Annotated in this window: 23 protein-coding genes and 1 tRNA gene; 8 read left to right on the top strand and 16 right to left on the bottom strand. The window is 67.6% G+C overall.

Annotated features, from left to right (window positions below; all coding sequences use genetic code 11):
- Window positions 1–49 precede the first annotated feature (49 nt).
- Together gcvPA and gcvPB are read left to right on the top strand one after the other, a co-directional pair.
- A complete protein-coding gene (gene gcvPA / locus MUG96_RS13300) occupies window positions 50–1,372 on the top strand; it encodes an aminomethyl-transferring glycine dehydrogenase subunit GcvPA (RefSeq protein WP_246983496.1) in 1,323 nt (440 codons plus the stop codon).
- A complete protein-coding gene (gene gcvPB / locus MUG96_RS13295; RefSeq protein ID WP_373221764.1) occupies window positions 1,369–2,868 on the top strand; it encodes an aminomethyl-transferring glycine dehydrogenase subunit GcvPB in 1,500 nt (499 codons plus the stop codon). The genes gcvPA and gcvPB overlap by 4 nt, the downstream gene beginning before the upstream one ends.
- 9 nt (window positions 2,869–2,877) lie before the next feature.
- Here the strand turns inward: gcvPB and MUG96_RS13290 are convergent, their stop codons facing one another.
- The 3 genes from MUG96_RS13290 to MUG96_RS13280 all read right to left on the bottom strand — a co-directional run bounded on the left by MUG96_RS13290 (window position 2,878) and on the right by MUG96_RS13280 (window position 4,050).
- Window positions 2,878–3,249: a putative zinc-binding protein gene (locus MUG96_RS13290; protein ID WP_246983494.1), complete on the bottom strand. Its 372-nt coding sequence runs from the start codon at window positions 3,247–3,249 to the stop codon at window positions 2,878–2,880.
- Window positions 3,246–3,479, bottom strand: coding sequence for a DUF2249 domain-containing protein (locus tag MUG96_RS13285; RefSeq protein ID WP_246983492.1), 234 nt, complete (start codon window positions 3,477–3,479; stop codon window positions 3,246–3,248). The genes MUG96_RS13290 and MUG96_RS13285 overlap by 4 nt, the downstream gene beginning before the upstream one ends.
- Window positions 3,480–3,879: 400 nt before the next feature.
- Window positions 3,880–4,050 carry a DUF7838 family putative zinc beta-ribbon protein gene (locus tag MUG96_RS13280; RefSeq protein WP_246983491.1) on the bottom strand — a complete coding sequence of 57 codons (171 nt, stop codon included), beginning with the start codon at window positions 4,048–4,050 and terminating at the stop codon, window positions 3,880–3,882.
- Between the two features lie 224 nt (window positions 4,051–4,274).
- On the opposite strand from MUG96_RS13280, the gene MUG96_RS13275 reads away from it, so the two are divergent.
- Window positions 4,275–8,180: a PAS domain-containing protein gene (locus tag MUG96_RS13275; protein WP_246983490.1), complete on the top strand. Its 3,906-nt coding sequence runs from the start codon at window positions 4,275–4,277 to the stop codon at window positions 8,178–8,180.
- A 54-nt stretch (window positions 8,181–8,234) separates the two neighbouring features.
- Here MUG96_RS13275 and MUG96_RS13270 read toward each other — a convergent pair whose 3' ends face one another.
- Window positions 8,235–8,858 (bottom strand): rhomboid family intramembrane serine protease, encoded by a 624-nt coding sequence (locus tag MUG96_RS13270; protein ID WP_246983489.1) that lies wholly within the window; start codon window positions 8,856–8,858, stop codon window positions 8,235–8,237.
- An 85-nt stretch (window positions 8,859–8,943) separates the two neighbouring features.
- Between MUG96_RS13270 and MUG96_RS13265 the strand changes: the two genes are divergently transcribed.
- The gene (locus MUG96_RS13265; protein WP_246983488.1) at window positions 8,944–9,480 is read left to right on the top strand and encodes a cob(I)yrinic acid a,c-diamide adenosyltransferase; all 537 of its coding nucleotides are present in this window, start codon (window positions 8,944–8,946) and stop codon (window positions 9,478–9,480) included.
- Here the strand turns inward: MUG96_RS13265 and MUG96_RS13260 are convergent.
- Together MUG96_RS13260 and MUG96_RS13255 are read right to left on the bottom strand one after the other, a co-directional pair.
- Window positions 9,474–10,373 carry an NmrA/HSCARG family protein gene (locus tag MUG96_RS13260; RefSeq protein ID WP_246983487.1) on the bottom strand — a complete coding sequence of 300 codons (900 nt, stop codon included), beginning with the start codon at window positions 10,371–10,373 and terminating at the stop codon, window positions 9,474–9,476. The two genes, MUG96_RS13265 and MUG96_RS13260, sit on opposite strands and share 7 nt — an antisense overlap.
- Window positions 10,374–10,430: 57 nt before the next feature.
- Window positions 10,431–11,381: an MBL fold metallo-hydrolase gene (locus tag MUG96_RS13255; protein WP_246983485.1), complete on the bottom strand. Its 951-nt coding sequence runs from the start codon at window positions 11,379–11,381 to the stop codon at window positions 10,431–10,433.
- A gap of 291 nt (window positions 11,382–11,672) precedes the next feature.
- Between MUG96_RS13255 and MUG96_RS13250 the strand changes: the two genes are divergently transcribed.
- Both MUG96_RS13250 and MUG96_RS13245 read left to right on the top strand, forming a co-directional pair.
- Window positions 11,673–11,927, top strand: coding sequence for a DUF7553 family protein (locus tag MUG96_RS13250; protein ID WP_246983484.1), 255 nt, complete (start codon window positions 11,673–11,675; stop codon window positions 11,925–11,927).
- 52 nt (window positions 11,928–11,979) lie between these two features.
- A tRNA-Val gene (locus MUG96_RS13245) sits at window positions 11,980–12,054 on the top strand.
- 45 nt (window positions 12,055–12,099) lie between these two features.
- Here the strand turns inward: MUG96_RS13245 and MUG96_RS13240 are convergent.
- Window positions 12,100–13,851, bottom strand: a complete 1,752-nt coding sequence (locus MUG96_RS13240; RefSeq protein WP_246983483.1) for a flippase activity-associated protein Agl23 — start codon at window positions 13,849–13,851, stop codon at window positions 12,100–12,102.
- A 134-nt stretch (window positions 13,852–13,985) separates the two neighbouring features.
- Between MUG96_RS13240 and MUG96_RS13235 the strand changes: the two genes are divergently transcribed.
- Window positions 13,986–14,705, top strand: a complete 720-nt coding sequence (locus tag MUG96_RS13235; protein ID WP_246983482.1) for a TIGR00266 family protein — start codon at window positions 13,986–13,988, stop codon at window positions 14,703–14,705.
- A 27-nt stretch (window positions 14,706–14,732) separates the two neighbouring features.
- Here MUG96_RS13235 and MUG96_RS13230 read toward each other — a convergent pair whose 3' ends face one another.
- Window positions 14,733–15,764: a twin-arginine translocation signal domain-containing protein gene (locus MUG96_RS13230; RefSeq protein WP_246983481.1), complete on the bottom strand. Its 1,032-nt coding sequence runs from the start codon at window positions 15,762–15,764 to the stop codon at window positions 14,733–14,735.
- Between the two features lie 125 nt (window positions 15,765–15,889).
- Between MUG96_RS13230 and MUG96_RS13225 the strand changes: the two genes are divergently transcribed.
- Window positions 15,890–16,171: a hypothetical protein gene (locus MUG96_RS13225; protein ID WP_246983480.1), complete on the top strand. Its 282-nt coding sequence runs from the start codon at window positions 15,890–15,892 to the stop codon at window positions 16,169–16,171.
- A 9-nt stretch (window positions 16,172–16,180) separates the two neighbouring features.
- On the opposite strand, the gene MUG96_RS13220 is transcribed toward MUG96_RS13225, so the two are convergent.
- The 8 genes from MUG96_RS13220 to MUG96_RS13185 all read right to left on the bottom strand — a co-directional run bounded on the left by MUG96_RS13220 (window position 16,181) and on the right by MUG96_RS13185 (window position 25,453).
- Window positions 16,181–17,113 carry a M48 family metallopeptidase gene (locus MUG96_RS13220; protein ID WP_246983479.1) on the bottom strand — a complete coding sequence of 311 codons (933 nt, stop codon included), beginning with the start codon at window positions 17,111–17,113 and terminating at the stop codon, window positions 16,181–16,183.
- Between the two features lie 107 nt (window positions 17,114–17,220).
- Window positions 17,221–17,571 carry a hypothetical protein gene (locus MUG96_RS13215; protein WP_246983477.1) on the bottom strand — a complete coding sequence of 117 codons (351 nt, stop codon included), beginning with the start codon at window positions 17,569–17,571 and terminating at the stop codon, window positions 17,221–17,223.
- Between the two features lie 61 nt (window positions 17,572–17,632).
- Window positions 17,633–18,913: a PH domain-containing protein gene (locus MUG96_RS13210; protein WP_246983475.1), complete on the bottom strand. Its 1,281-nt coding sequence runs from the start codon at window positions 18,911–18,913 to the stop codon at window positions 17,633–17,635.
- An 88-nt stretch (window positions 18,914–19,001) separates the two neighbouring features.
- Window positions 19,002–21,206, bottom strand: a complete 2,205-nt coding sequence (locus MUG96_RS13205; protein WP_246983473.1) for an N-6 DNA methylase — start codon at window positions 21,204–21,206, stop codon at window positions 19,002–19,004.
- Window positions 21,207–21,287: 81 nt separating this feature from the next.
- The gene (locus MUG96_RS13200; RefSeq protein ID WP_246983471.1) at window positions 21,288–23,120 is read right to left on the bottom strand and encodes a restriction endonuclease; all 1,833 of its coding nucleotides are present in this window, start codon (window positions 23,118–23,120) and stop codon (window positions 21,288–21,290) included.
- A 148-nt stretch (window positions 23,121–23,268) separates the two neighbouring features.
- Window positions 23,269–24,303, bottom strand: coding sequence for an actin-like salactin (locus tag MUG96_RS13195; RefSeq protein WP_246983470.1), 1,035 nt, complete (start codon window positions 24,301–24,303; stop codon window positions 23,269–23,271).
- 77 nt (window positions 24,304–24,380) lie between these two features.
- Window positions 24,381–24,884, bottom strand: a complete 504-nt coding sequence (locus tag MUG96_RS13190) for a FlaD/FlaE family flagellar protein (RefSeq protein WP_246983468.1) — start codon at window positions 24,882–24,884, stop codon at window positions 24,381–24,383.
- 146 nt (window positions 24,885–25,030) lie between these two features.
- Window positions 25,031–25,453, bottom strand: a complete 423-nt coding sequence (locus MUG96_RS13185; protein WP_246983466.1) for a CBS domain-containing protein — start codon at window positions 25,451–25,453, stop codon at window positions 25,031–25,033.
- Between the last annotated feature and the right edge of the window lie 83 nt (window positions 25,454–25,536).

Here is a 25,536-nt window from a genome sequence, read left to right as displayed (position 1 = left end):
CCATCATGTCCGTTTGCGGGACGGCAAGACGTTTCCTGGGGCAGCGACCATGACAGGCAGTCCGTACGCGCCACACACCGACGCGGAGACGGCGGCGATGCTGGACGCGGTCGGCGTCGACAGCGAAGCGGACCTGTTCGACGTACCCGAATCGGTCCGGTTCGACGGCGAGTTCGGCATCGACGCCCGGAGCGAACGCGAGGCCCGCGCCGAAGTCCGGGACCTCCTCGGGCGCAACGACGACCTCACCGAGTTCATGGGCCGGGGCCACTACGACCACTACGTCCCCTCGCCCGTCGACCACCTCTCGCTTCGCTCGGAGTTTCTCACGTCGTACACGCAGTACCAGCCCGAGGTCGCACAGGGCTTTCTCCAGGCGCTCTTCGAGTACCAGTCCATGCTCGTCGAGTTGACGGGCCTGGCGGTAGCGAACTGCTCGATGTACGACGCCGCGACGGCGCTGGGCGAGGCCGCGACGCTCTCCCAGCGCGTCCGCTCGATCTCCGGCGACCGGATTCTCGTTCCCGAACTGCTCGCCGAGGGCCGCCGGGGTGTCCTCGACAACTACACCGCTGGTATCGACGTGACCGTCGAGACCTACCCGATGGCCGACGGCACCGTCGACGCCGACGCCCTCGCCGACGCGATGGCCGACGACGTGGCGATGGTCTACGCCGAGAGCCCGACGGTTCGGGGCACCATCGAGGAACGCCTCGGCGAAGTCGGTGCCCTCGCCGACGAGCACGAGGCGCTGTTCTGTCTCGGCTCCGACCCGGTCGCGCTCGCCCTGCTCGAAGAGCCGGCGAGCGTCGGCGCTGACGTGGTCGTCGGCGACGCCGCCTCGCTCGGCCTCGGGACGGCCTACGGAATGGGACTGGGGATGTTCGCCTGCCGCGAGGAGTTCCTCCGGCAGGTCCCCGGACGGCTCGTCGGCGCGGCCGAAGACGAGACCGGGCGGCGGACCTACACGCTCACGCTCCAGACCCGCGAACAGCACATCCGCAAGGAGCGGGCGACCTCGAACATCTGCACCAATCAGGCGTGGGTCGCGCTCCGGGCGGCCATCCACGCGGCCACGCTCGGCCCCGACGGGCTCGTTTCCCTCGCCGAGGACTGCGTGACCCTGCCCCGCGACCTCGCCGCGCGGCTGGACGACATCTCTGGCATCACGGCACCGGTCCACGACCGCCACCACTTCCGGGAGTTCTGCGCTCGAACCGACCGGCCCGCGTCGGCGGTGGCCGCCGCCCTCCGCGACGCGGGCTTCGCCGTCCACGTCGTCTCCGAGCACCTGCTTGGAATCGCTGTCACCGAGACGACCGCCGACGAGACCGACGAGTTCGTCGCCGCGGTTCGGGAGGTGGCGCAGTGAGCGACGACAACGGAGCGGCGGACGGCGCTCCTGCCGGCGACGACGCGGACCGACCGGACGACGACCCCCTCACCTACGACCAGGCGCGCTGGACTGCCGACGACGACCGGTACGAACCCCTGCTCTCCGAGAAGCGGACGAGCGAGGTCGAAATCGGCGATGGCGCGCCGCTTCCCGACGACCTGACGCGGGACTCGCTGGCGCTTCCCGACCCCAGCGAACCGGAGCTGGCCCGTCACTACACGCGGCTCTCCGAGATGAACTACGGCGTCGAGAACGGCCCGTTCCCGCTGGGGTCGTGCACGATGAAGTACAATCCGAAGTTCACCGAGGACGTGGCCGCACTCCCGTCGGCCGCGGTCCACCCCGACCGCCACCCCGACAGTGCTCAGGGCACGCTGGCGCTGCTGGCCCGCCTCCAGGACTACCTCGGCCGGATCGGTGGGATGGACGCGGTGACGCTCCAGCCGCCCGCCGGCGCCGCCGGGGAGTTCACCGGTATCCTGATCGCCGAGGCCTACCACGAGGCAAACGGCGAGGACCGCTCGGAGGTGATCGTGCCCGACAGCGCCCACGGGACGAACTTCGCGAGCGCGGCGCTCGCTGGCTTCGACGTGCTCGAACTCCCCTCCGCCGAGGACGGCCGCGTCGACCTCGACGCGCTCGAGGCCGCCGTCGGCGACGACACCGCGGCGCTGATGCTCACCAACCCCAACACGCTCGGCCTCTTCGAGCGCGATATCGAGGCAATCGCGGACATCGTCCACGACGCGGGCGGGCTGCTCTACTACGACGGCGCGAACCTCAACGCCCTGCTCGGCCGCGCTCGCCCGGGTGACATGGGGTTCGACGTCATGCACTACAACGTCCACAAGACGTTCGCCACGCCCCACGGGGGCGGCGGCCCCGGCGCGGGCCCGGTCGGCGTCACCGCCGAGCTCGAACCGTTCCTCCCGACCCCACACGTGCGGCGAGACGGAGGGTCCGGGCAGTACGAACTCGCCGAACCCGAGCAGTCGGTCGGGAAGGTCCACGGCTTCGCGGGCAACTGGCTCGTCCTCGTGAAAGCGTTCGCCTACATCGCCCGCCTGGGCGACGAGGGGCTGGCCGACGCCAGCGCGAAGGCCGTCCTCAACGCGAACTACCTCGCCGAGCAGATCGAGTACGAGATTCCTTTCGGCCCGTTCCACCACGAGTTCGTCGCGAGCGCGGGCGAGCAGGACGCCGCCGACGTGGCGAAGCGGATGCTCGACTACGGCGTCCACCCGCCGACGACGAAGTGGCCCGAGATTGTGAGCGAGGCGCTGATGACCGAGCCGACCGAAATCGAGACCAGGCGGACGCTCGACCAGCTCGCGGCCGCGTTCGACGCCGTCGCCGACGAGGACGACGCGACCGTCGAGGCCGCGCCCGAACGGACCAGCGCCCGGCGGATCGACCAGGTCGCCGCCGCTCGGTCGCCGCGACTGTCCTGGCAGGCCCTCGACGACGAGTAGCTGGACGGGCTACGCCGTCAGCTCCTCGGCGTCCGCCGCGATTCGCTCGCGGACGGCCGCCATCCGCTCGTCGTCGTACCCGGTGTGGTACTCCTTCGGCACGCCCGCCGCGGAGAGGTCGAAGTGGTGATCCGGGCGCTCGCCGTGGCCGTCGAGATACCGTTTCGCACACTGGAGGGGACAGCCGTCGATGACGACGGTCGGCCGTCCCGAAGTCGCGGTCTCGACGAGCGGGTCGACGTCGCCGCCGACGCCGGCGATGCAGGACATCTCCGCGACCCCGTCCCTGTCCAGCGACACGGCGATGTCGTTCGCCATCTGTGCTGCGCTCGAACACCCCGAAGGGGAGTACACCAGCGGGAGTTCGTCGTCCTCCGTCATTTCTTCGGAAGCGTGGCGACGTACTCGTTCGGCCCGACCTCGTCGACCTGGTACCCCTCCGCGTCGAAGGCCGGGACCTCCGCGCTCAGCTGGTGGTACAGCGGCGTCGGCTCGTGGTCGTTGACCAGCGTCAGCGCCTCGCCGCTGTCCAGTTCCTCGAACGCCTCGAAAATCTTCGGATGCCGTTCCGGCGGCGGTACCTCGCGTAAGTCGAGTTGCTGTGCTGCCATGTCGCTCGAACCTCGTGCCCGCGGCCCCGTCGTCGTTGTTCCGAAGGTGTTCGACTTCGCCGCCGAACCGTGCGGCCGGCCATTTGATATCGCGATACGTAGTTTATAGATGTGCTAACCGACGCTCACGGACGGTGGTTCGGGGTGTCAGCCGTCGCTCGCGCGGCCGCTCGCGGGTCGGTCCCGGGAGTGAGGTCGGGAAGCCGCACTGTGCGGTTCTTCGGTGGTCACGTTCGCTCGTCGGCGGCCTGGCAGCGAAACGGCTCGGCCCCCGGGGAACGGTCAGCGCTTGGGGCCCGGGCTCACGACACACTGGTAACCCAGCGGACGAACGGGTCGCGAGCCCGACCAGCCGGCAGGGGGACGCGTCGAAAAGGGGACTTCGGCAGTCGGCGGGGGGTCAGGCTTCGGCGCCGGTGTCGACGGTGCTCCCGATCCGGACGAACCCGTAGTCGCAGTCCGGGCAGTGCCACTTCACTTTCTCGCCGAGGTGGAGTTCCGTGCTCGCGGCGCGGTAGAACGTCTTCGTTTCGCCACACTCCGGACAGTTCCGTTCGAGTTCCATGCTCATACCCATCCGTTCCCCCGCCCGGTAGTTCAGTCTCCCGGTTTTTCACCGATAAACGACGACGTGCTATATCGAACTGCCGAGTAATCCGGTCGAGACGGTCCACCGATCTGGCCCCATCGTCGCCGAAACCAACCGTTTGCGCCCCGGACCGAAAGCGAGCGCACGGTATCAGGAACAAGAATTTGCACGAACCATTCATAAAAACCCGCGGCCTAGCCGTGGTAATGAAGAACACGGACGCCGTCGATCAGGAGACGATTCGCGTTCTCTATGTCAACGACGACACCGATTTCGCCGAGTTGACCCAGACGAAACTCCTGACCATCTCTCCTGACTTCGATGTCACGACTGCCGCGACGGCGGACGCCGCGCTCGACCAGCAGGACATCTCGGCCATCGACTGCGTCGTCACCTCCTATTCACTGTCGGACGGAACGGGAATCGATCTCCTGAAGCGGGTCAGGTCCGAACGCGACGCGCTGCCGACGATCCTGTTCACTGGCCGGGGGAGCGAACAGATCGCCAGCGAAGCGATGCAGGCCGACGTCTCCGATTACATCCCGATCCGGCCGGACCAGAACAACTTCGAGTTGCTCGCACGCCGCATTCGGACGCTGGTCGAGGCAGCGCGAAAGGAGGACATGGCCGAGCGGATGTCCGACCGCCTCCAGCGGACGCTCGAACGAGCGACCGACGCGATCTACGCCGTCGACGACGAGTGGCGCATCGAGTACGTGAACGAAAAGATGGCCGAGCGCGTCGAGCGCGAACCCGAGACGTTGGTCGGTGCAACGCTCTGGGACGAGTTCCCGTCGGTAGTCGGTACGGAACTCGAAGATCGATACCGCGCCGCCATGGAATCCGGCGAACCGACGTCGTTCGATCAGTATCTGGGCGACCCCTTCGACTACTGGGTGGAAATACGTGTGTTCCCCGACGATGACGGCCTGACCGTCTTCTCCCGTGAAGTCACGGCGGAACGGGAGCGCGAACTGGAGTTACAGCGGCGCGAAACCATCCTGCAGAACATTCGCGATCTCGTGTTCGTCCTCGACGATGCGGGCACCATCGAGTTCGCAAACGGGGCTGCGAAGCAGTTGATCGCCGGTGAGCGGTCGGCGCAGATCGCGGGACAGCAGTTCGAAACTGTCGTCGGTGACCGCGTTAGCGACGCCGACGGGGAGCGGTTCTCGGCGGCGGTCGAATCGACGCTCGACGACGGAGAGGGCGACAGCGGCCGCACTAGCCTGTACGACGCGGACCTCCAACTCGATGTCGCGGCCGGGAACGAGAGCCGGTCAGTCGACGTCCGTGTCACGCCGTTCGGGAGGGACACGAGCGATCAAGCGCTCGTCGTTGCGCGAGACGTCACGGACCAAAGCGCGGTCGAGAGACAGGCGGAACGAGAGCGGGATGCACTCCGGGAACTGCAGACCGTCATGTCGGAAAGCGGTCTTTCAGCCGAGACCCGGATTAGGGAACTGCTGGCAGTCGGTTGTCGGACCCTCGACCTCGAAATCGGAATCGTCTCGCAAATCCGGGACGACGAATACACGATCGGGGCGGTTCACGCACCGGAGTCCGATATCGAATCCGGGGACCAGTTCGATCTCGAAGCGACGTACTGCGAGGCGGTCGTGAACGAAGATGCCGTCTGCGCGTTCACGGACGCGGTTTCCGATGGTAAAGAGACCCATCCCGCCTACCGTGAGTTCGAGCTGGAATCGTACATCGGCGTGCCACTCGTCGTCGATGGCGACCGCTACGGGACGGTCAACTTCTCGAGTCCGACGACGCGCGTCGCCCCGTTCGGCACGTTCGAGCGAACCTTCGTCGAACTGCTGACGGAACTGGTGAGTGCCGAGATATCGCGCGGACGCGACCGGGCCGAACTCGAACGCCAGGAAGCCCTGTTCGAGTTGGCCCAGGACATCGCGGACATCGGTGTCTGGGAGTACGCCCCATCGACGGGGGACCTCGAATGGTCGAACGGTGTCCGTCGAATCCACGGCGTCGACGAGGAATACGAGCCGTCGCTGGACGATGCGCTCGACTTCTACCACCCCGCCGACAGGGAACCGATCACGACAGCAGTCAATCGGGCACTCGAGGACGGGGAACCCTACGACCTCGATCTCCGAATCCAACGGACCGACGGTGCGGTGCGTGACGTGCGGGCCTGGGGAGACCGCGTCGATAGTGACCGGGACGATGGCCCCGTGCTCCGAGGCGTGTTCCAGGACGTCACGGAACGAAAAGCCCGGGAACGCGAGTATCGCGAACTGGCGGAGGAGTACGAAGCGCTGCTCGACACGTCCGGGGATGCGATATTCCTGCTCGACGTCGAGACGACCGATGGCGATCCGGGATTCGAGTTCGCTCGACTCAGCCCCGGCTACGAGACACAGACCGGACTCACGACCGAGGAGGTCCGGGGGCTGACCCCACGGGACGTCTTCGGCGACGAACGGGGAGCGGAACTCGAGGCGAACTACACCCGCTGTGTCGAGCGGCGGGCGCCGATCTCGTATCGCGAAGAGCTAAACGTAGCCGACGACGCTCGGTTCTGGGAGACGAGCCTCGCGCCGGTCACCGTCGACGGCGAAATCGTCCGGATCGTCGGCATCGCTCGGAACGTTACCGAACAGGTCGAACGGGAGCGCGACCTGGAGACGACGAACCAGCGACTGGAAGCGTTCATCGAAGCGACGCCACTCACCGTCATGGAAATCGACGCTGCGGGGACCGTCACTCGCTGGAACGACGAGGCCGAGAATATGTTCGGCTGGTCCAGGGAGGAGGTACTCGGCGAGCCCAATCCGATAGTTTCGGACGAGCACCAGGCCGAGTTCGCGTCTCACCGGGAACGTGCCCTCAGCGGCGAGCGGATTCGAGGCAAAGAGATACGCCGGGAGACGAAAGACGGCGAGGAACTGGATCTGCTCCTGTCGGTCGCCCCGATTGCCGACCCCGACGGGGAGACAGATACCATCCTCGCCGTTCTGGAGGATATCACCGAACAGAAACAGCTGGAAAAAAAGCTCCGCTCACTGCAGGAGACTGCCCAGCGGCTCAGCGGCGCACAGGCAGGCGACGAGATCGGGGACATCGCCGCCGAAGCGGTCGTCGAGATTCTCGGCTTCGATCTCACCGGGGTCTGGGAGTACGCCGATCAACCCGACGCGCTCGTCCCACTGACGACGAGTCCAGCCACGACGGAGGTACTCGGCGAGTTGCCCCGGGTAGCGTCCGGGGAGAGTCCCGCCTGGAACGCGTTCGAGGCGGGGGATCTGCGCATCTACGACGACCTCCAGGCCGAAGGGGTCCTCGGTGAATCCGATACGAACCTCGAGCACGGCCTGTTCGTCCCACTGGGGGAGTTCGGAATGATCGGCGTCGGAACGCCCCAACACGAGCCGTTCTCGGAGACGGACCTGGACCTGTTCCAGATACTCGGTGCGACCGTCGAGGCGGCGTTCGCACGTGCGAGTCGTGAAGTAGAGCTGCAGCGTCAGAACGAGCGACTCGACGAGTTCGCCAGTGTCGTCGCCCACGACCTCCGGAATCCCCTGTCCGTTGCGATCGGCTTTCTGGAAGTCGTCGAAGAGACCGGCGATCTCCAGTACGTCGACCGCATCGAGTCGGCACACGACCGGATGGAGCGGCTCATCGGCGACCTTCTCACGCTCGCGCGTGGCGAGACGACGATCTCGGAGACGGAGGAAATCAACCTCGAAACCGTTACGACCGAGGCGTGGGGGTACGTCGACACTGCCGAAGCGACGTTGACAGTGGACGACACGGTCTCGACAGTGGCCGGTGACGGCAGCCGGCTGGCACAGCTCTTCGAGAACCTCTTCAGAAACGCGATCGAACACGGGGGCTCCGGCGTCGAAGTCCGCGTCGGTCTCCTGGACGCGGGTGACGGCTTCTACGTCGAAGACGACGGGCGGGGAATCCAACCCGAAAAGCGTGACGAGGTGTTCGACCACGGGGTCACGTCCAGAGAGGGCGGAACGGGATTCGGACTCTCGATCGTGGCGGACATCGCCAAAGCCCACGGCTGGACCGTCCGTGTGACGGATAGCTCCGAAGGCGGAGCACGGTTCGAGTTCACGGCGGCCGAGTGAGCGGTACCCTCTCAGGCCGCCCTCCACCACTGCATCCCTCTCGAATCGGGACGCTCAGCTACGGGGTGTGCGGTCGGCACGGGCGGTCCCCGTTCGAAGCAGGTGGAGGCGGCCGGACACGAGTCCCACGAACAGGCCGGTGAAGTGGGCGACGAGGGCGACGCCGGGGGAACCGGTCGCGACCGTCACCAGGACCGCGAGCAGTGCGAACAGGACGAACTGGACGTTCGGGGACAGCGAGACGCCCCGTACCACGGCGTCGGTGAGCCGATTGCTCGTGAGGAGATAGCCGATGACGGCGAAGACGGCACCGCTCGCGCCCAGCACGCCGGCTGGTGTGCCGACCAGCCCGCCGAGCGTAACCTCGGCGACGCCGGCGAGCAGCCCCGAGCCGACGAAGAAGGCGTGATAGCGCAGCCGCGTCGTCGCGCGTTCGAGCACGAATCCGGGTACCAGGAGCGCGAGCGCGTTCGCGACGAGGTGGCTGACCCCGGCGTGGGCGTAGACGCTCGTCACGAGCGTCCACGGGTGCTCGGCCAGCGGCGCCGAGAGGACGAACAGCACGCTCCAGGTGCCCCCGAGACCGAGCAGCGCGAGGAGACCGACGACCGTCTCCAGCAGGAAGACGACGGCGAACAGCGCGAGCGTCGTCAGCGTGGGACTGCGGACGGAGACCATACCCACGTGTCGGTGGGCCGCGACCAAAGGTGGTTCGCACGAGCCCGTCGGGTGGCTATAAGACGCTGGCTCCCTAGCCTCCGATATGAAGATTTACACCGGGCGCGGTGACGAGGGGATGACCGACCTTCGGACGATGGACCGCGTCTCGAAGGCGAGCCCCCGAATCGAGGCGTACGGGACCGTCGACGAAGTGAACGCGCTCGTCGGCGTCGTCCGACCTACCGGCTACGACGACATCGACGACCAGCTTCGCGAGATACAGAACCACCTCCACATCGTCCAGGCCGACTTCGCCAACCCCGAGCCCGACGCCGACGACCCGCAAGTCACCGACGAACACGTCGATCAGCTGGAGGCGTGGATGGACGGCTACGAGGACGAACTCGACCCACTGGAGTCGTTCCTCCTCCCGAGCGGGAGCGAGCCGGGCACGAAACTCCACCACGCGCGTGCGGTCTGTCGGCGGGCCGAGCGTCGCGCCGTCTCCTTCGCCTCCGAGGAAGCCGGCGTCAACGACGCCGCCATCGTCTACCTGAACCGCCTCTCGGACTGTCTGTTCACTATCGCGCGGGTCGTGAACAAACGCGAAGGCGTCCGTGAGGAGAGCCCGAGCTACTGAACCGCCTGTTTTTCACCCTCTTCGGGCAGTTCGCGGCGCACCCAGTCCGTATCGAGCAGGTACTCCGACAGTGGCGTCGGCACGAAGTCGTACGTGCGTTCGAGGTCGCGGACCGCTCCCTCGTGGGTCGCCGCGTTGTACCACTCGAAGAGGTCGGCGTACGCGTCGCCGACCTCGGCTCGGGCCACGTCGATTGGGATGTGGACCGGTTCGACCGCCCGGCCGAGGACGCGCCCGACGGTGTCGGCAATGGCAGCCAGTGTGAGTCGCTCGCCGACGAGTGGGATCGACGCGCCTTCGTAGGTATCCGGTTCGAGCAGCGCCCGAACGACCAGTCGCCCGATGTCGAAGGTATCCGCGAGTGGGAGGCTCCGGCCGGGCGCGAGCGGGAGCGCGAGCGTCCCGTCGAGGATGTCCTCGCGCCGGAGCGCGAAGTTCTGGACGAAGTACCCGGGCCGGATCACGGTGGCCGGGAGGCCGAGCCGGTCGATGTGGCGTTCGATCCGGGCTTTCGTCTCGATCATCGGGACGTCCGGGCGCTCCCCAGCGCCGGCGACGGAGCCGAAGACGAACCGGTCGACGCCGGCGTCGGCCGCCGCGTTCGCGAGATTGATGCCCTGTGTTATTTCGCCGTCGGAGCCGGCCTCCCAGTAGTCGGTCATGCCGTAGACGGCGTCGACTGGCTCCATCGCGGAGACGAGCGTCGACGGTTCCCACAGGTTCCCCCTGACGATACGGACACCGCGTTCGGCGAGGTGCCGTGCCGCCCGCGACGACGGGTCGCGGGTCAGCCCGTACACCTCGAAGTCGTGGTCGTCGTCGAGCAGTCGGCGCGCGACCGCTCCCCCCTGGGTTCCGGTCGCGCCGACGACGAGCACCCCCCGAGTGCTCATATGGATTCGCTATACCGGAGAGGAGTTTATAATATCCCCGCCCATACAGGGTCCCTTTTATGAACTCGGCTCGTAGACGAGCAGTCCACCCCGTTCACGGGCGGTCACGGCGCCGCGGGCTTCCAGCACGTCGAGGTGGCCGACGGCCTCGCTCATGCCGGCGAAGTACTCGGTGATCGGGAGGTCGCCGAACAGCCCTTCCATTACGTCTACGGGTGTCGTCGGGCCGTCGACGAGCGCCCGGACGTTTTCGGTTCGTTCCTCGTGCGCGGCGAGGATGTCCGAGACGCGCTCGCTCGGCGCAGTCACGGGGTCGCGGTGGCCGGTGAGCAGGCGGTCGAACTCGCGGTCGCGGAGCCGTTCGAGCGAGCGATTGAACGCCGGGAGGACCGGCGGCCGGTCGCCGCCCGCCTCGGGCGGGGGCAGCAGGAAGGGGTTGGGGGTAATCTCCGCGAGGACGTGGTCGCCGACGATGGCGTGGCGGTCCCCCTCGGCCTCGTAGTCGAAGATCGCTTCCCCTTCGGCGTGCCCGCTCACGACGAGCACGTCCAGGGTCGTGTTCTGGACGACGAGCGTATCGCCGTCGCGGACCGCGCGGTCGGTCTCGACGTCCGGGGCGTAGCGGATGTACGCTTCGGGCAGGTCCGTCACGGTGTCGGCGGTCCGTTCGGCCATGCCACAGCGTTCGAAGAAATCGGTGAAGAACGCGGCCTCGTGGTCGTAGCGGCCGCGGAAGTCCCGCATGATCGCCGCTGCTGGTTCGCTGGCGACGACCGTCGCACCCGCGTCGGACAGTCGCGCTGCCAGCCCGAAGTGGTCGGGATGGGGGTGCGTGACGAGGACGCGATCGATGTCGCCGGGGGCGAGTTCCCGCTCTTCGAGCGCGTCGAGGAGCGCCGACCAGGCCTCCTCGCTGTCCGGGCCGGGGTCGACGAGCGTCCGACCGGCGAGGTACGCGTTGACCGGCCCGACCTGGAACGGCGTCGGAATCGAGAGTCGGGTGAACATGGTACTCCGTAGCACTGCCGCTCACTACTAGTTTGTGTCGAACCGGACGACGGGGAACCGATGCCCACGGTCACCGACGCCGTCGTCTGACGTGCATGGTTGGGACAGACACGGGCCGACGACCTCCGTCGGCCTGGTTTTAGGTTCACCTAAAAGATACTAAAACGTTGTGGTTCCCCGCCCGAATGACCGTTCGTGGCGTTCCCGGTCTCCACGACTCCCGCCGTCGTCGGTCGATTCGACGAGCAGTCCGCCACAAGGGTTTTATTTGTTGTCGACGTAAGGTCACATATGAACAGATACTTCGAAGACGCACGATACTACGCGAAGCGAGCGGGAGAGACGACGATGCGTGGTGTTCGGGAGGAGCTGGCGCCCGTCACCGAGCGGATCGAGCGCCTGACCGGTGAGGACGAGGACCCGGAGCCGACTCGGGGCGAGGCGGTTCGGGCGAAGGCGGAGAAGGCTGTGATGAGAGCGCGGGCGGAGGCACGCCGCGCGGTGGCCGAGGGCCGGGAGAAACTGGCGGCGGTTCGGTCGGCGTAGCGGGGGTCGAAAGCAACCCTTAAGTCGCGGGCACGGATACCATCACCCGCCCGGGTTGGTGATCTAGTCCGGTTATGATACCTCCTTCACACGGAGGAAGCCGGCGGTTCAAATCCGCCCCAACCCACTCGCAGCCTTCCTGATTCTGAAGGAGACGAGGGAGTGCCGAGCTTCACGACGATTCGGTGGCGTACTCGGGGTCGACGAAAATCGTGACTTCGGTGCCGTAGCGACGGAGCTGGTAGGTCCGGGTCTCGTAGTCGGGGACGGCCGCGCTGACGTTTTCCAGTTCGGAGCGGCGGGTGATGACGACCGGCGGGGCGTCGCCGTCCTCGGCTATCTCGCCGACCGTCCGGGCACAATCGACGGTCGCGTCGTGGACCTGGAAGTACCACGGGAGCGGGAGCGACTGGAACCAGTTAGCACACGCGGGCTGGTACTCTGAGTCGGGATTCGCACCGTCCGAGACGAAGTAGGAACCATAGAGCAGCACGTCGGTGCCGTCGGTGTCAGCGGCGGCGGCACCCATCTCCCGCAGGGCCGGTTTCATGTCGTCGCCGGGCTGGGCGTACTGGACCATGTTCTCGTCGTCGAGGGGCGACGCGTAGGCGGAGCTGACGCCGAGAAACGCCATCTGGGAGACGGTCAGCACCACGACGAAGACGGCGACGGCGAGACTCACGGAATCCTCGCGGGCGAGGGCGTCTCGCCCCCAGCGGAGCACGGTGGCGAGGGCAACGGCGGCGGGAATCGTGAGCGGGACGACGACGTTCACGGCGAGCCAGGGGCCGTAGATGTCCGTCCCGAGGGGGTAGCCGACGAAACTGACGGCGCCCCAGTAGCTCGCGAACATCACGAGGTTGCGGGGGTTCGCGGACGCGAACCGCTCTTTCAGGAACCCGGCGACGGCGAATCCGACGAGCACTGCCGCGTAGGTCGCGAGCGTCCCGACCAGTCGCTCGCTGAAGCCGACGTACTTGTCGACGAGCGAGGACCGGTGGCCGGATTCGGTCGCGCCGCCGAACCAGTAGCCGTACCCCTCCTCGAGGTCGGCGACCGTGGCGTCGACGACCTCCGGGAACAGCCCGGGGTTTCCGACGGCGTTGTACAGGCCCACGCCACCGGGCGAGCCGGCGCGTGGCGCGTAGAAAAACAGGATCACGGCGGCGAAGAGGAGGACAATCACGACGACGTGGCCGAGAAACCGCGGCAGGTCGCGGCGGAGCTCGCGACGGCGAACGTTGCGGTCCCACCAGTCCCGGAGTACCTCGGTGCCGGTGGCGGCCGACCGCGGGCGGAAGAGTTCGTGGTCGAGCAGGAGGCCGCTCGCACCGAGCCAGACGAGGACGTAGACGGCGGCGTTCTCCTTCGCGGTGAACGCGAGCGCGAGGAGGACGCTGAAGGCGTAGAGATAGCGGGCGCGGCGCGTGTCCCAGTACCGGACGGCGAAGCCGAAGGCGGCGAACGCGAAGACGGCGACGGGGACGGTACTACGGAAAAAGCGTGAGTAGTACAGGAGGATGGGATTGCCGGCGAGAAAGAGCGCGGCAACGACCAGCTCCGTCCCGTCGAGGTGCTCCCGAAAGAGGAGGACGACGAGTGGGAGGGCGGCGCCGACGACTGCGACGACCAGCCGGAGGGTGAAGTCGTTCGCGCCGAACAGGGAGAACACGAGGTGGTCGACGTGCTGGACGAACGGGCCGTGAATGATGTAGCGGTAGTGGAAGTCGCCGGTCTCGACGTATCGACCGATCCAGTAGCCGACCCGTCCCTCGTCGAAGTGCGCGACGCGGGCCCCGAGCGCGACGAGACGCGCGAGGAGACCGGCGACCACGAGCCCCCAGACCGCCGCGGTCACGCGGTCGAGACCGACCGCGGATAGCCGGTCGTCGACGGTCTCGGTCCACGCTTGGATGCCGGCCATATCTCGTGGTTTCCGGCCAGCGAAGATAGGCTTTCGATGTCCATCGCCGTGACGAGTCGTGAAATAGCACAAGTATTATCATTACAGTAAGCAAACAGGCAGACAGATACGGCCGGCGACGGCCACGATAGCACATGGAGTACGAAATCAGCGGTGAGAACGGGTTCGCGGATGTCGAGGTGCAACTGGACACGAACGAACAGATCGTCGCGGAACCGGGTGCGATGATCAGTTACACGCCGGGGATTCAGATGTCGACCGACACCGGCGGCGGTGGGCTGCTGGATTCGGCCAAGCGCGCGGCCCTCGGCGGGGAATCGCTGTTCATGAACACGTTCACGGCTCAGCAGCCGGGAACGGTCACGCTCGCGCCGCCCGCGCCGGGCGCCGTCCAGGACCGGTTCCTCAACAACCAGACGATGTACGCCCAGTCCGGGGCCTTCCTCGCCGCCGAGCCGAACGTCGAAGTCGACACCGAGTTCCAGGGCGCCTCGAAGTTCTTCCGCAGCGGGAGCACCTTCCTGCTGAAGCTCTCGGGGACCGGCCACGTGTTCTTCGACAGCTACGGGGAGATGGAACGGGTCGAACTCGAACAGGGCGAGCAGTTCAACGTCGACAGCGACCACGTCGTCGCGTTCGACTCGACGGTCCAGTACACGACCAACCGCGTCGGTGGCATGAAGAGCCGGGCTTTCGGCGACGAGGGGAAAGTCCAGCAGTTCGCCGGCCCGGGCGTCGTCTGGTACCAGAACCGTGACTTCGAGAGCCTCGCGGAGAAGATCGCCGAAGAACTGCCCGGCGGTGGCGGGGGCGACGACGATGGCGGCGACGTCGGCGTCAGCGACTTCCTGTAAGCTCGCGTCCGACGTCTCGGCTCGGCCTCACTGGCCCATGTTCTCGTCGATGAGGTCCTCGAGTTCGTCGATGGTCCGCTCGAAGGAGACGGTCACGTCCGTCCCGTTTTGCGAGACTTCCAGGTCTCCGAGGAGCGCCGCCGCGGTCTCGTCGTAGGTGTTCTCCTCGGCGTAGCTGATCGCGCCCTCGACGATGTCCGTGAGGTTCTCGGCGGTGTCCGTGTCCTCGGCGGTCATCGTCACCTCGACGCCGCGAGTGTCCCCCTCGGCGTAGACCGCACCGGCGACCGTCGTCACGTCTTCGAGGACGCCGAGATCGACCTCGTCCTCGCCGCGACCGTACGATTCGGGGACGCTGTCGTGCTCTCCGGGATCGGGCATGATGCTCGCGTACCGGACCGGCGCGGAGCGCGTGTTCGAGTAGGCGCCGTCCAGTTCGTCCTCGATGCCGTCGTCCTCGCCCTGGTCGGCGTCGATGGCGTCCTCCACCGCGTCCTCCTGCCCGATGACCATCCGGTCGTCGCCGAGGACGCCGATGTACGACCCGTAGTCCTCGTCGGGTTCGTAGAACGGTTGGCCCGAGTGCTCCTCCTCGTCGAACTCGTAGTTGTTGTCCTCTTCGATGCTGTCGACCACGTCGTCGACGTCCCAGTCGGCGTCGACGATGACCGCCGTGTACTCGTTGTCGACGAGGCTGTACTCCCCGCCGTACTCGGCGAAGGCGACGATCTCGTGGGCCCCCTCGGGGTCGAGGTCCGACTCGTCTTCGAACTCCTCCAGTGCCTCCTCGTAGTCCTCCGGGCCGTCGTACCACTCGGACTCGCTCCGGGCGCTCAGGTACGCGTCCGTCACCGTCCGGACGCCCTCGTCCTCCCGGATCGCGTCGATGTCGGCGTACACGACCCCGTTCGTGTCCTCGGGGACGGCACTCAGCGACCCGCCGCCACCGATGAGCGGAACCGAGTCGAGACATCCCGCCGTACTGCCCGCCGCCACAACCGTCGCGAGACCGGCCGTCGCCTGGAGAAACGACCGCCGGCTTCGGTCTGACTTGCCCATACGTCGTGTATTCATTGCCCAATGTTATTCCTTTGGTTAATATCCGGGAGCTGAACCGAGTGTTCCCGGAGAAATACCCCTCTGCACGCCGGGTTTTTGTTGTCGCCCCGTCTATGCAGCCGCCGATGACAGCGACACCGTCGTCGGTTCGGCTCCGCCCGGTCGCCGGCGACTGGACCGGCCGCGTTCGCCGCTACCTCGCGGCGACCGACTGGGCGGCCACGCCCGTCGTCGACGTGGTGACCTACGCCCCGGCGACGACACGAGGGCTGGAGGGCGGGCACATGCGAACCGAGTGTTATCGGTACGCCTCTCCGCCCCACCCGTCGACGTACGCAACCGGCGAGCGGGCCTGTCGGGTCGAGCGTATCACACGGCCGCTGTACGAGCGGTTCGCCGACCGGTGACACGGGCAGTCACGCCCGGTGGCGGCCGCGTGCCCGCTCGACGAGGCGCTCGACCCGCTCGTCGGTATCGGGATGTGTCGAGAAGATTCGGCCCAGCGTTCCCTCCTCGTCGCCGCGGGTGTAAAGCGGCGAGAGCAGGCTCCAGTCCGGGTCCGAGACGCGGTCGATCTTCGAGAGCGCGCGGGCGAGCGCCAGCGGCTTCCCGGTCACGGTCGCCGCGCGGTCGTCGGCCGCGAACTCGCGTCGCCGGGAGTGTGCCCGGATCAACAGCGTCAGGACGACGAGCACGAGGAGAACGGCGGACCCCACCAGCTCCCGAAACCGGCCAACGGAGCCGTCCGTCCACCGCGTCGGCCGGCCGCGAATCCAGGCCAGCCCGCGTTCGAGCCCGGTGGCGAAAAGCAGGAGCGGCAACAGCGCGAGCGTCAGGAACCCGACGACGGTCCGCATGGCGCTGTAGGCCAGGGTCTGGACGAGACTGTCCCGGCTCTCCAGGTGGGCACACTCGTGGGCGACGATGGTCTCCAGTTCGTCGGGCGAGAGCAGCGTGAACAGCGAGCGGTCGACGGCGACGATCCCACTCCCGCGGCCGCCGAGCGCTATCGCGTTCGGGAGCGCCATCTCCGCGACCAGCAGGCGTGGCGGCTCGATAGCCATCCGCGACGCGACGGCGTCGACACGCCGGTACAGCTCCGGCGCGTCCCGTCGGGGAATCTCGACTGCGTCCACGCTCGCGAGCAACTCCGACCGCCCGAACTGGTAGCTCAGGAAGCCAAAGACGACCGTCAGCCCGGCGACGATGAGGAGGCTCGTCCCCAGCGGCGGCCGGTTCGCCCACAGCGTCGCGAGCAGGACGTAGGCCAGTCCGGCGACCACCGCGTAGAACACCAGCACGGAGACCCCGACTGCCGCCATGAGCGTTCGCAGGGCGAGGCGGCTCATCCGGTCGGCGGTAGGGTACCGTCCTGCAAAACCGTATCGGCTCCCGGCAGGTGTCGTGGCGACCGTGCCCGCTGCTGTGGCCCGGTTCTCATCCGACCGTGGCCCGCTCAGGCCGGCGCTTCGAGTTCGGCCTCGCCGGTGTACTCCCACTCGTCGAGGTCGGCACGGGCGAGCAGGTCCGCGATGGCGTCGGCGCCGGCCGTGATCGCGCTCGCGTCGCTATCGGCGTCGACGGACACTGTCACCGCTGTTTGGAGGTGGAACCGGTAGGGGTCGAAGGGTGCCGCGGGGAAGTCGTAGACGGACGCGTCGGTGACCTCGGTGTCGACCAGTTCGCCGTCGTCCGCGTCCCTGATCGCGGCCAGAACCGTCTCGGCAGCCTCGTCCTCGGCCGCGCCCTGGCTGGCTGCCTTCGCCGTCCCGACGGCCTCGATCTCGCGTCGCACCTGATAGCTCATTGAACCTCCTTCGGAGGCCGAGACGTAAATACCTGTAGTGCCGGGGCTGGCGTCCGGGCGGTCACTTGTCGGTCACGGTCACGAGCTTTTCACGCAACCGATCGGCTGTCGTCCGGTGGCTCGCGGCCGACCCCGACCGGAACTCGCCGGCCACCGACGCAGCGCTCTCGGCGTGGCCGAGTGCGACCTTGTAGGCTTCCGCGGCGGCCGCGTCGTCCTCGCCGGCCCAGTCGTCGCCCCGGGACTCGGCACGGTCGAGGACCCGCTCGTGGGAATCGAGGAGGTTCCCGGCCGCCCACTCGACCTGCCAGCGGAGGGCGTCGTAGTCCCCATCGAACCCGTCGTGTCTGTGGACGAGTACGAGGGCGTCGTGACACTTCCGGAGCGCGTCCTGCCACGCCTCGACGGCCTCGACCGGGTCCGACGCCGCTTTCGCGGTCTCGCAGGCGTCCATCGCGCTGACGAGTGGTCCGGTCTTGATCCGCGAGAGGGCGCCACGAACCTCCTCTTTTCTCTCCGTGAACTCCTCGACGCGCTGCGGGGCGGCGTCGGCGGCCAGCGACGCGGCGCGGTCGTACCCCTCGAGCGCGGACTGGTAGGCGTCGAACGCCCGCCCGAACTCGTCTGCCTCACGCGCCCGGTCTGCCGTCTCGACGTACTGCGCCGCCCGGACCTCGTAGCCCCTGATGCGCGTGAGCGTCAGCCGCGACTCCACCTGCTCGATACGCCGGTGCATCGCGTGGGTTCCCGAGCGAAAGCGGTCGGCCACGTCCCGGGCCTCCTCGATCAACTCCCGCGTCCGTCGGTAGGCGTCCGCGGCCGCCCGCGGTTCCCCCGCTTCGAGGTGGTCGTCGACGGTCGAGAGGTGCTCTTTGGCCTTGCTGAGCCGCCTGTCGACCGCGACCCAGTGGTTGATCGCACGGGTGATCGTCGCCGCCACCTCGTCGAGGTCCTCGCGCCCGCCAACGAGGAAGTGGTAGCGGTCGCTGGTCCGTGCGGTGACCGTGAGCCGACTCTTGAGGACGCCCTTGTTCGTCTCGACCGACCGGATTTCGGTGTACGGCAGCGAGACGCTGCGGTTTGGGTTCCCGCTCTCGTCGCTGTTGCCGCCGACGATCAACAGGACCCGTTCGTCGGTGATCGCCGCGACCGCCGCGCAGCTATCGCCCGGGGCCACCGTCTTGGACTCGTCGTCCCGTTCGTGTCTGATACCCTTGTCACTGGTCAGTATCGTCCGGGGGGTTTCGCTCCCCTCGAATCGCTCCTCCAGTCGTTTTCCCCGTAGATACTGCCCCTCCCGCTCGCTACCCACCGTCGGCGCTGGTACGTCGGTTGCGTTCATGCTACCCCCAATGCCCGTGGTTGCCACCCACTTGTTGCTCCTCCATAATGAATTGATTGCACCGACACCTCCCACTCGAAGGCGGACATCAAGCCCGGTCGCCGCCGCTCACACCGAACGCGCCTGCCTCGATGCCCTCCCTGACGGTCCGGTCGATAGTCCCCCGCAGCTCCGCCACGGTGGCCGCGTCGTCGTCCGTCCCGTCGGCCACGAGGTCGTGGAGTTCGATCGAGCATTCCGCGAGGCGACGGGCCCGGTCCGTCCCCGGCCAGGACGGCAGGGCGAGTTCCGAGACGACGGACTTCGAGAGGCTCGCCTTCCCGCCCGAGGCGAGGGTTCGGAGCGTCCGCTGGTACGGCGTCGAGTTCAACAGCGCACACAGAAAGTGGGCCTCCTGCCGGTCGTCGGTCGCGACGAACATGTAGTGATCGCCGGGAACGACCGTCTTCTCGCCGAGGTCCGGGTCCGGCCGCGTCGACGCCACCGCGAAGTCCGGCTTGAACCCCAGTCGGCACCAGACCACTTTGTAGGGTGCCCAGGTGTACGGTCCGAGTCCGAACTGGGTGTAGAAGGGACCACGGTCGAGCCACGCCGACGCGCGGTCCAGCAACGTCTCCCGGTGGGTCGCGAGGTAGTCGTACGTGTTCGGATAGTTCTCCTCGAGGTCGGCCTCGTTGTCCTCGCCCGCCAGGTCCGCCGGCACGAGCCGCAGGTCGTGGCCCGACAGCCCGAACTTCCGGACGTGGCGCGAGCGGAGATAGGGGAAGACCCGCCCCGTCTCGACCGCGGCGAGGTCGTCCCTGTCGAGCCCGAAGACCGCCGCCGCGTCGTCTTTCAGCCCGTGGCGAATCTCGTGGCTACAGTCCCCCTGGGCCTCCCTCGCGAGGTCTGCCCGCACCCACGCCGTCGTCCGGTCCGCCCCCTCCAGGGGCACCAGTTCCGTCTCGACGGTCGCCGTCGTCTCCCGCAGGCTGGCCGCCGAAACGAAGGCGGCCTCCCCGCCTTCACGGCCCCGCCACACCGTCGTCGGGACCGGAGTCACGGGGTCGGCGTCCGCGGTGAACGTGTACAGCGCCGCGTCCGCGCCGGCATCCGGGAACGGGTCGAGGGCGGCGAAGTCGTGGACGTGGCGCAGTCGCAGGGACCGTTCCCCCACCTGCAGGCGCCGGAGGACCGCCCCGGCCGGCCCGCGGACGAGGTCCCGCTTTAGAACGAACGCCGCGTCGCCACCCCGTCGCAGGTACCGGTGGATGCAGGTGAACGCGTAGGGCACCGACACGTCGTCGTTGCTGTGGCCGAGTCGCGCCTCGATTCCCTCGTGTGGCTGCAACCCCAGTTCCGAGACGTACTCGCGCCGCCAGGCGTCCTTGACCGCGTCCGGCAGCCGCTCCCAGGGAATCCACGGTGGATTTCCCACGAGGGCATCGAACGTCGTGTCGGCGCGCTCGCCCGCGAAGGTGATGTCGTCCTCGCGCGTGAGGCCGAGGGCGTCGGTCAGGAACACCGGGATCGAGAGTCGGTCCCGGTCGCTCGCGTCGAGCAGGTCCGACAGCGCGGACAGATATGCGAGCTTCGCGGTCGTGACTGCCACCGGATTCAGGTCGATTCCCACGACGGAATTGACAATCCTGTCGACGGTTTCGGCCGGTGGTGCGTCGATAGCGGCCCGCTTTGCGTCGATGGCCGCCGCGAGGAAGGCACCGGCACCACAACCGGGGTCGAGGATTCGCGCGGCGGTGAGGTCGACGTCGAGCGACGCGACGGCCAGTTCCGCGACCCCGGGCGGCGTGTAGTACTCCCCGAGCACGAGCCGGACCGCTCGCGGCACGACGGCCCGGTACAGTTCGCCGAGTGCCGCGGGATCGAGCGAGTCGAGCGTCGACGACGCGACGCCATCTCGAACCCCCACCGCGCCGGCCTCCAGTACTGCGTCGTGTACCGCGGTCAGGGACGTGCCGAGCGCTGTCGTGTTCGTCGCAGGGTCGCGGTTCGCGACGGTAACACCGATATATCCTTCGAGGGAATCGAACAGCGTCTCGACGAGGAAGTCGTAGTAGCAGGTGGCGACGAACGCTCGGTCGATGCCGTCGAGAGCGTCGACCGCGGCGGATGCGGGCCGTTCGACGGCGACGGCTTCGAGGGAGGAACCGGTCGTCTCGCGGACGAACTGGTGCCAGGCGTCGCGGGCCCCTCTGACCCGCTCGTCGCCCGCCGCCAGCCGTTCCGCGACGCGAGTCGTGTACGTCCGCCGGGGCTCGCCGGCGGGGTCGAGTCCGTCGAAATACTCCTCCATCCGGGTCGTCCCGCGGTTCGGTCGGGGTGTACAAATACCCGGTGGACGGCGGGGAGAATCGCGGCCGAGCGGCGTGGTCGCTCAGTCGGCCGTCGGCGGCTGGCCCGCCGGGTCGAAGTCGTCCACGCCTTCCGTTTCGAGGATCGAGGCGAGGTGGTCGCCGTCGATCAGTTTCACGCGCGTCTCCGCGGCCGCGTCGCGAGCGCCGTCGGTGAACCCGCCGGTCGTGACGAACGCGACCACGTCGGCGTCGTAGTCGGTCTCCACCGCCGCTGCGACGTTCGTGACCCGCTCGGCGTCGAAGCGCGCATCCGTCGGTGCCCCGTCCGTGACGAGCAGTTGCGTCTCCGGGACCGGGTGGGACCGCTCCGCGATCACGCCCACCCGCTCGTCGCGTTCGTCGTCGAGGACCGTCGCTTCCCAGCCCATCTCGCGCCAGGCTGACGCGACGACGGCCCTGAACGTCTCGGCGTCCGCCCGGCACAGTCGCTCACGGACCGACCCGGACAGGCTGTCCCCGTCCTCGTCGGCCCCTGCATCGCTCGTCGCTATGGCCCGGTTCGTGTCCCCGACGAAGACGAACTCGTTCGCCGCGGCGTTCTCGCGCGCTTGCTCGATCCGCTCGTCCAGCGTGTCCATCCGGTCGCGCAGTCCGTCCACGAGGCTCGGCCGGAGTTCCTCGGCGACGGAGGCCGCCGCCGCCAGTTGATCGCGGGCCGCGGCGTACTCGCGGCGTGCTCGTTCGTACTCTCCGCCCTCGGCGAGGTCGTCGGCGGTCAGTTCGTGGCGGTCGGCCAGCTCGCGCCGCGTCTCGTCGATCCGGTCGACGATCCCCTCGATTTCGACACGGATGTCATCGCTGTCGCCCGCGAACCGCCCGTCGTCGGTCCCCCAGTCGAGGACCAGCGTCGTCTGATACCGCTCCAGGGCCTCCTCCCAGGTCTCCACCGCGACCGCCGGGTCGTCGAGTTCGGCCGCGCGGTTCCGCGTCTCCTCCGCGCGGCGGAGCGGCGACTTCGAGAGGGCGTCCAGGTCGTGACGGATGTCGTCGATCTCGGCGACGATCTCCTCGCCCTCCGGGAACCCCTGGTCGCGGGCGATATCGAGGGCGGATCGGTACTCCTCACGGGCGGCCTCGTAGGATTCGTAGGCCTGATTGTACAGTTCCGTCCGCCACTGGCGCTCGGCCTCGTGTTCGTGTGCCACAGCCCAGGTCCGGTGGGTCTCCATCCGGGCGGCGTCCAGTCGCTCCTCCGCGTCGGTGATGCGCTCCCAGACCGCGTCGGCCCTGTTCGTCGTCAGCTCCGTCGCCATCCGCCGGGCTTCGTCGACGTGCTCGCGCGCTCGTGCCCCCGTCTCGACCGCCGCCTCGAACGACCGGTCCTCGACCTGGGCCGAAATCTCCGTCACGTACTCCTCGGCCCGGCCCAGTTGGTTCTCGACGCGCGACCAGACGACCGCCGCCTTGTCCAGGTAGTCCGCCGCGGGCTGGAGGTCGACCGACGACTTGACGTAGAACCGCCACCGCCGGCCCGAGGTCGTCCACACGTCGAGTTGCTTGGTCAACACCCCGCGGCCCGTCTTCACGTCCTCGATTTCGGTGTAGGGCACCGCGAACATCGCGTCACCGTCGGTCTCCGTGCAGTCTCCGACGACGAACATGACACGCGTGTCCGTCACCGCCGCGATGGCCTGGTACCGATCCCCGGGCGTGTACGCCGTCGCGTCGTCGTCGGACTCCTCCCTGACCCCCTTCTTCGAGTTCGACAACAGAAAGGCGACCCGCTCGGTCTCGTTCAGGTACTCGATGAGCGGCCGGTCACGGAGGTAGCCACTCGTGAATACCCCACCGCTGCCCGTCCCCGTCAACAGTTCGTCGTCGTCGATTCCGTTTTCTTCGCCGGAAGCCAGCATGGTGGGTATCGACTGTCGTTCGTTCTCGTCGGTAATCAGTCATCCGCTCACTCAGGCGACACGCCGCCGTTGGATTAACGAACTCGAAGCGAGAAAACTCGGAGGCGACGCCGCGACGGCCGCTGACCTATCGACCGTCTGTCCGGAATCAGTCCTCGCTCAGTTTCGCGGCGATGCGCTGGGCGCCGATGGTCGCGGCGGTGTCCGGGTTCTCGGCCGAGACGGCCTCCACGTCGCGGTTCAGTTCCTCGCTCAGGCGCTCCTCGAACTCGTCGACGATGCCGGGAATGCAGGCCATCCCGCCCGTGAGGACGATGGGCTGGTCGAGCGCCAGTTGGTAGACTTTCATGTAGTCGTTCGCCAGTTCCGGGAGGAAACTGTTCGCGACCTCGTCGACGGCCTCGTCGAGGTACTCGTTACACGCGTCCATGACGCTGCGCTCGATGGTGAACTCGTGGGAGCCGCCGCCGGGCTGCTGGATGACGTCGGTGAACGGCTCGAAGTCCACGAAGTCGGCGTGTTCCTCCTTGTACTCGCGGGCGGTCGTCTTGTCGATGTTGACCCGACCCTGGGTCTCCTCCTCGACGTGGTTGGTGATGGTCCGGTCGACCTCGTTGCCCGTCACGGCGCCGGTCGCGAAGGGGGCCAGCTGTTCCCCGCGACGGTACGCCGAGGCTTCGAGGTTCGTCGACCCCATGTTCACCGAGACGAAGATCTCGTTGATCGCTTCGAGCCCGTCGCCCATCGCGGGAATCGCGCCACACAGCGACTCGGGGTAGCTCTCGACGTGTTCCTGGCCGATGGGGCTGTCCTCGATCACCGCCTGCAGGTTCGCCAGGCCCTGTTCGTTGTCTATCGTCGGAATCGCGTAGACGACGACGCTGTTCTCGGGCACGTCGTTCTCCTCGATGAGCGCGTCGAAGAACTTCTTGGTCAGTTCCGCGCGGTCGTCGTCTTCGGGCAGTCCCGACCGGAGCATGAACTGCGCCCGGTCGGGGTACTCCGTCGCCGCCTGGTCGCCGTAGAGGACGCGCTCCTCGCCGGTGAGTGCGTCCTCGTAGGTCGCCAGACAGGTCAGCGTCCGGATGATCTCCATGTCGTCGCCGTCCGGAAGCGCGATCACGGTCCGCGTACTACCGAGTTTGACCCCGATTGGGACGGGCTCGTCGCCGTCGTCGCTCATACGAGGCCCGGCTACTCACGGCTGTGGTTTATACTTGGCCCCGGTGTCACACCCGAAAAGTCCCCACCCGTAACGCGTCACTGCATCGAGACGAGTCGCGCGATGTAGACCAGACTGAGCTTGTGGTCGTCGATATCGGACTCCGCCGGCTCGGCCCCCGCCGGGTTCTCCAGCCCGAGCAGGTAGTCGTTCAGCGACGACTCCACCGTCTCGGTGAGCCAGCCGACCTCCTCGTAGTACTGGAGCGCCTCGTTCGCGCCCTTGTACCCGAAACTGTCGAGCAGGAACTCGAGCCACTCGAAGACGACGAACTCGGCGGCGTAGCTCTCCGGCAGCGCCGAGAGGTACGGCTTGCTCAGGTCGTCCGCCCCCGCCTCCAGTGGCATCAGTTCGCGGTACAGCCCCGACTGGAACCGCTCGCGCGTCGCGGCGTCGGCCTCGCTCTCCATCGAGCCCGCGATGCCCGTCGGCGCGGCCCCCTCCTCGTCGCCCTCGGTCGTCGGGCCGCGCGGGCCGGCGTCCCGTTCCCGTGCCATCTTTCGCAGTTCGTCCAGGTCGTAATCGCGGGGGTTCAACGTCATAGGTGGGTTGATGGCGTTGATTTGCCACCACAGTGTGATAAACCTTACACCCGTCCCGACGCCCTCTGTCGGTCACGGACCCCGCTCGCGCGGCCCGTGTCCGCCGCCCGTCCGCCAGGTGTCGGACGACGGGTGTCGCCCGCCCCTTACCCGGACCAGTCGTAGTGTCGATCCGCGAGCCGCTGTGCCTCCGACCGGATGTCCGAGAGGTGATAGACGATGTCGGTCAGGGTGACGATACCGACGATATCCAGTCCGTCCACGACCGGGAACTTCTTGACACCGTCGTCGGCCATCCGCCGGGCGACGGCCTGGACGGTTCGGTCCGGCTCGGTCGTCAGGATCGCCCCCTCGCAGAACCGTCCGAGGTCGATCCCATCCAGCGGCGCGCCGGACTCGTGGGCGGCTTCGAGCGCGTCGGTCTCCGTGACGATGCCGGTCGGCTGGTCGTCTGCGAGGACGATCACGCTCCCCACGTCGTTCGCCAGTAGTTCGCCGACCGCCTCGTGCAGGGTCGCGTCACGGGGGACCGTCACGATTCCAGTCGACATCACGTCCCGGACGAGCATGCTTCATCCTCGGTCCCCTCGTACAAAACGCTCCCTCCGCCGAACGCTTTTTGTCACCGCGCGAGAGGCGTCGACATGGTTCG

It is taken from the genome of Halorientalis marina (assembly GCF_023028345.1).
Classification (GTDB): domain Archaea; phylum Halobacteriota; class Halobacteria; order Halobacteriales; family Haloarculaceae; genus Halorientalis; species Halorientalis marina.
This window is presented reverse-complemented; position numbering and strand designations above follow the sequence as displayed.

Coding starts and splice junctions, on each gene's coding strand:
- MUG96_RS13275 (WP_246983490.1), top strand. CDS start 4,275: ATGAAGAACACGGACGCCGTCGATCAGGAGACGATTCGCGTTCTCTAT.
- MUG96_RS13235 (WP_246983482.1), top strand. CDS start 13,986: ATGGAGTACGAAATCAGCGGTGAGAACGGGTTCGCGGATGTCGAGGTG.
- MUG96_RS13190 (WP_246983468.1), bottom strand. CDS start 24,884: ATGACGTTGAACCCCCGCGATTACGACCTGGACGAACTGCGAAAGATG.
- MUG96_RS13290 (WP_246983494.1), bottom strand. CDS start 3,249: ATGACGGAGGACGACGAACTCCCGCTGGTGTACTCCCCTTCGGGGTGT.
- MUG96_RS13280 (WP_246983491.1), bottom strand. CDS start 4,050: ATGAGCATGGAACTCGAACGGAACTGTCCGGAGTGTGGCGAAACGAAG.
- MUG96_RS13185 (WP_246983466.1), bottom strand. CDS start 25,453: ATGCTCGTCCGGGACGTGATGTCGACTGGAATCGTGACGGTCCCCCGT.
- MUG96_RS13195 (WP_246983470.1), bottom strand. CDS start 24,303: ATGAGCGACGACGGCGACGAGCCCGTCCCAATCGGGGTCAAACTCGGT.
- MUG96_RS13215 (WP_246983477.1), bottom strand. CDS start 17,571: ATGAGCTATCAGGTGCGACGCGAGATCGAGGCCGTCGGGACGGCGAAG.
- MUG96_RS13220 (WP_246983479.1), bottom strand. CDS start 17,113: ATGAGCCGCCTCGCCCTGCGAACGCTCATGGCGGCAGTCGGGGTCTCC.
- MUG96_RS13255 (WP_246983485.1), bottom strand. CDS start 11,381: ATGTTCACCCGACTCTCGATTCCGACGCCGTTCCAGGTCGGGCCGGTC.
- MUG96_RS13250 (WP_246983484.1), top strand. CDS start 11,673: ATGAACAGATACTTCGAAGACGCACGATACTACGCGAAGCGAGCGGGA.
- MUG96_RS13205 (WP_246983473.1), bottom strand. CDS start 21,206: ATGGAGGAGTATTTCGACGGACTCGACCCCGCCGGCGAGCCCCGGCGG.
- MUG96_RS13240 (WP_246983483.1), bottom strand. CDS start 13,851: ATGGCCGGCATCCAAGCGTGGACCGAGACCGTCGACGACCGGCTATCC.
- MUG96_RS13230 (WP_246983481.1), bottom strand. CDS start 15,764: ATGGGCAAGTCAGACCGAAGCCGGCGGTCGTTTCTCCAGGCGACGGCC.
- gcvPA (WP_246983496.1), top strand. CDS start 50: ATGACAGGCAGTCCGTACGCGCCACACACCGACGCGGAGACGGCGGCG.
- MUG96_RS13200 (WP_246983471.1), bottom strand. CDS start 23,120: ATGCTGGCTTCCGGCGAAGAAAACGGAATCGACGACGACGAACTGTTG.
- MUG96_RS13265 (WP_246983488.1), top strand. CDS start 8,944: ATGAAGATTTACACCGGGCGCGGTGACGAGGGGATGACCGACCTTCGG.
- MUG96_RS13285 (WP_246983492.1), bottom strand. CDS start 3,479: ATGGCAGCACAGCAACTCGACTTACGCGAGGTACCGCCGCCGGAACGG.
- MUG96_RS13210 (WP_246983475.1), bottom strand. CDS start 18,913: ATGAACGCAACCGACGTACCAGCGCCGACGGTGGGTAGCGAGCGGGAG.
- MUG96_RS13225 (WP_246983480.1), top strand. CDS start 15,890: ATGACAGCGACACCGTCGTCGGTTCGGCTCCGCCCGGTCGCCGGCGAC.
- MUG96_RS13260 (WP_246983487.1), bottom strand. CDS start 10,373: ATGAGCACTCGGGGGGTGCTCGTCGTCGGCGCGACCGGAACCCAGGGG.
- MUG96_RS13270 (WP_246983489.1), bottom strand. CDS start 8,858: ATGGTCTCCGTCCGCAGTCCCACGCTGACGACGCTCGCGCTGTTCGCC.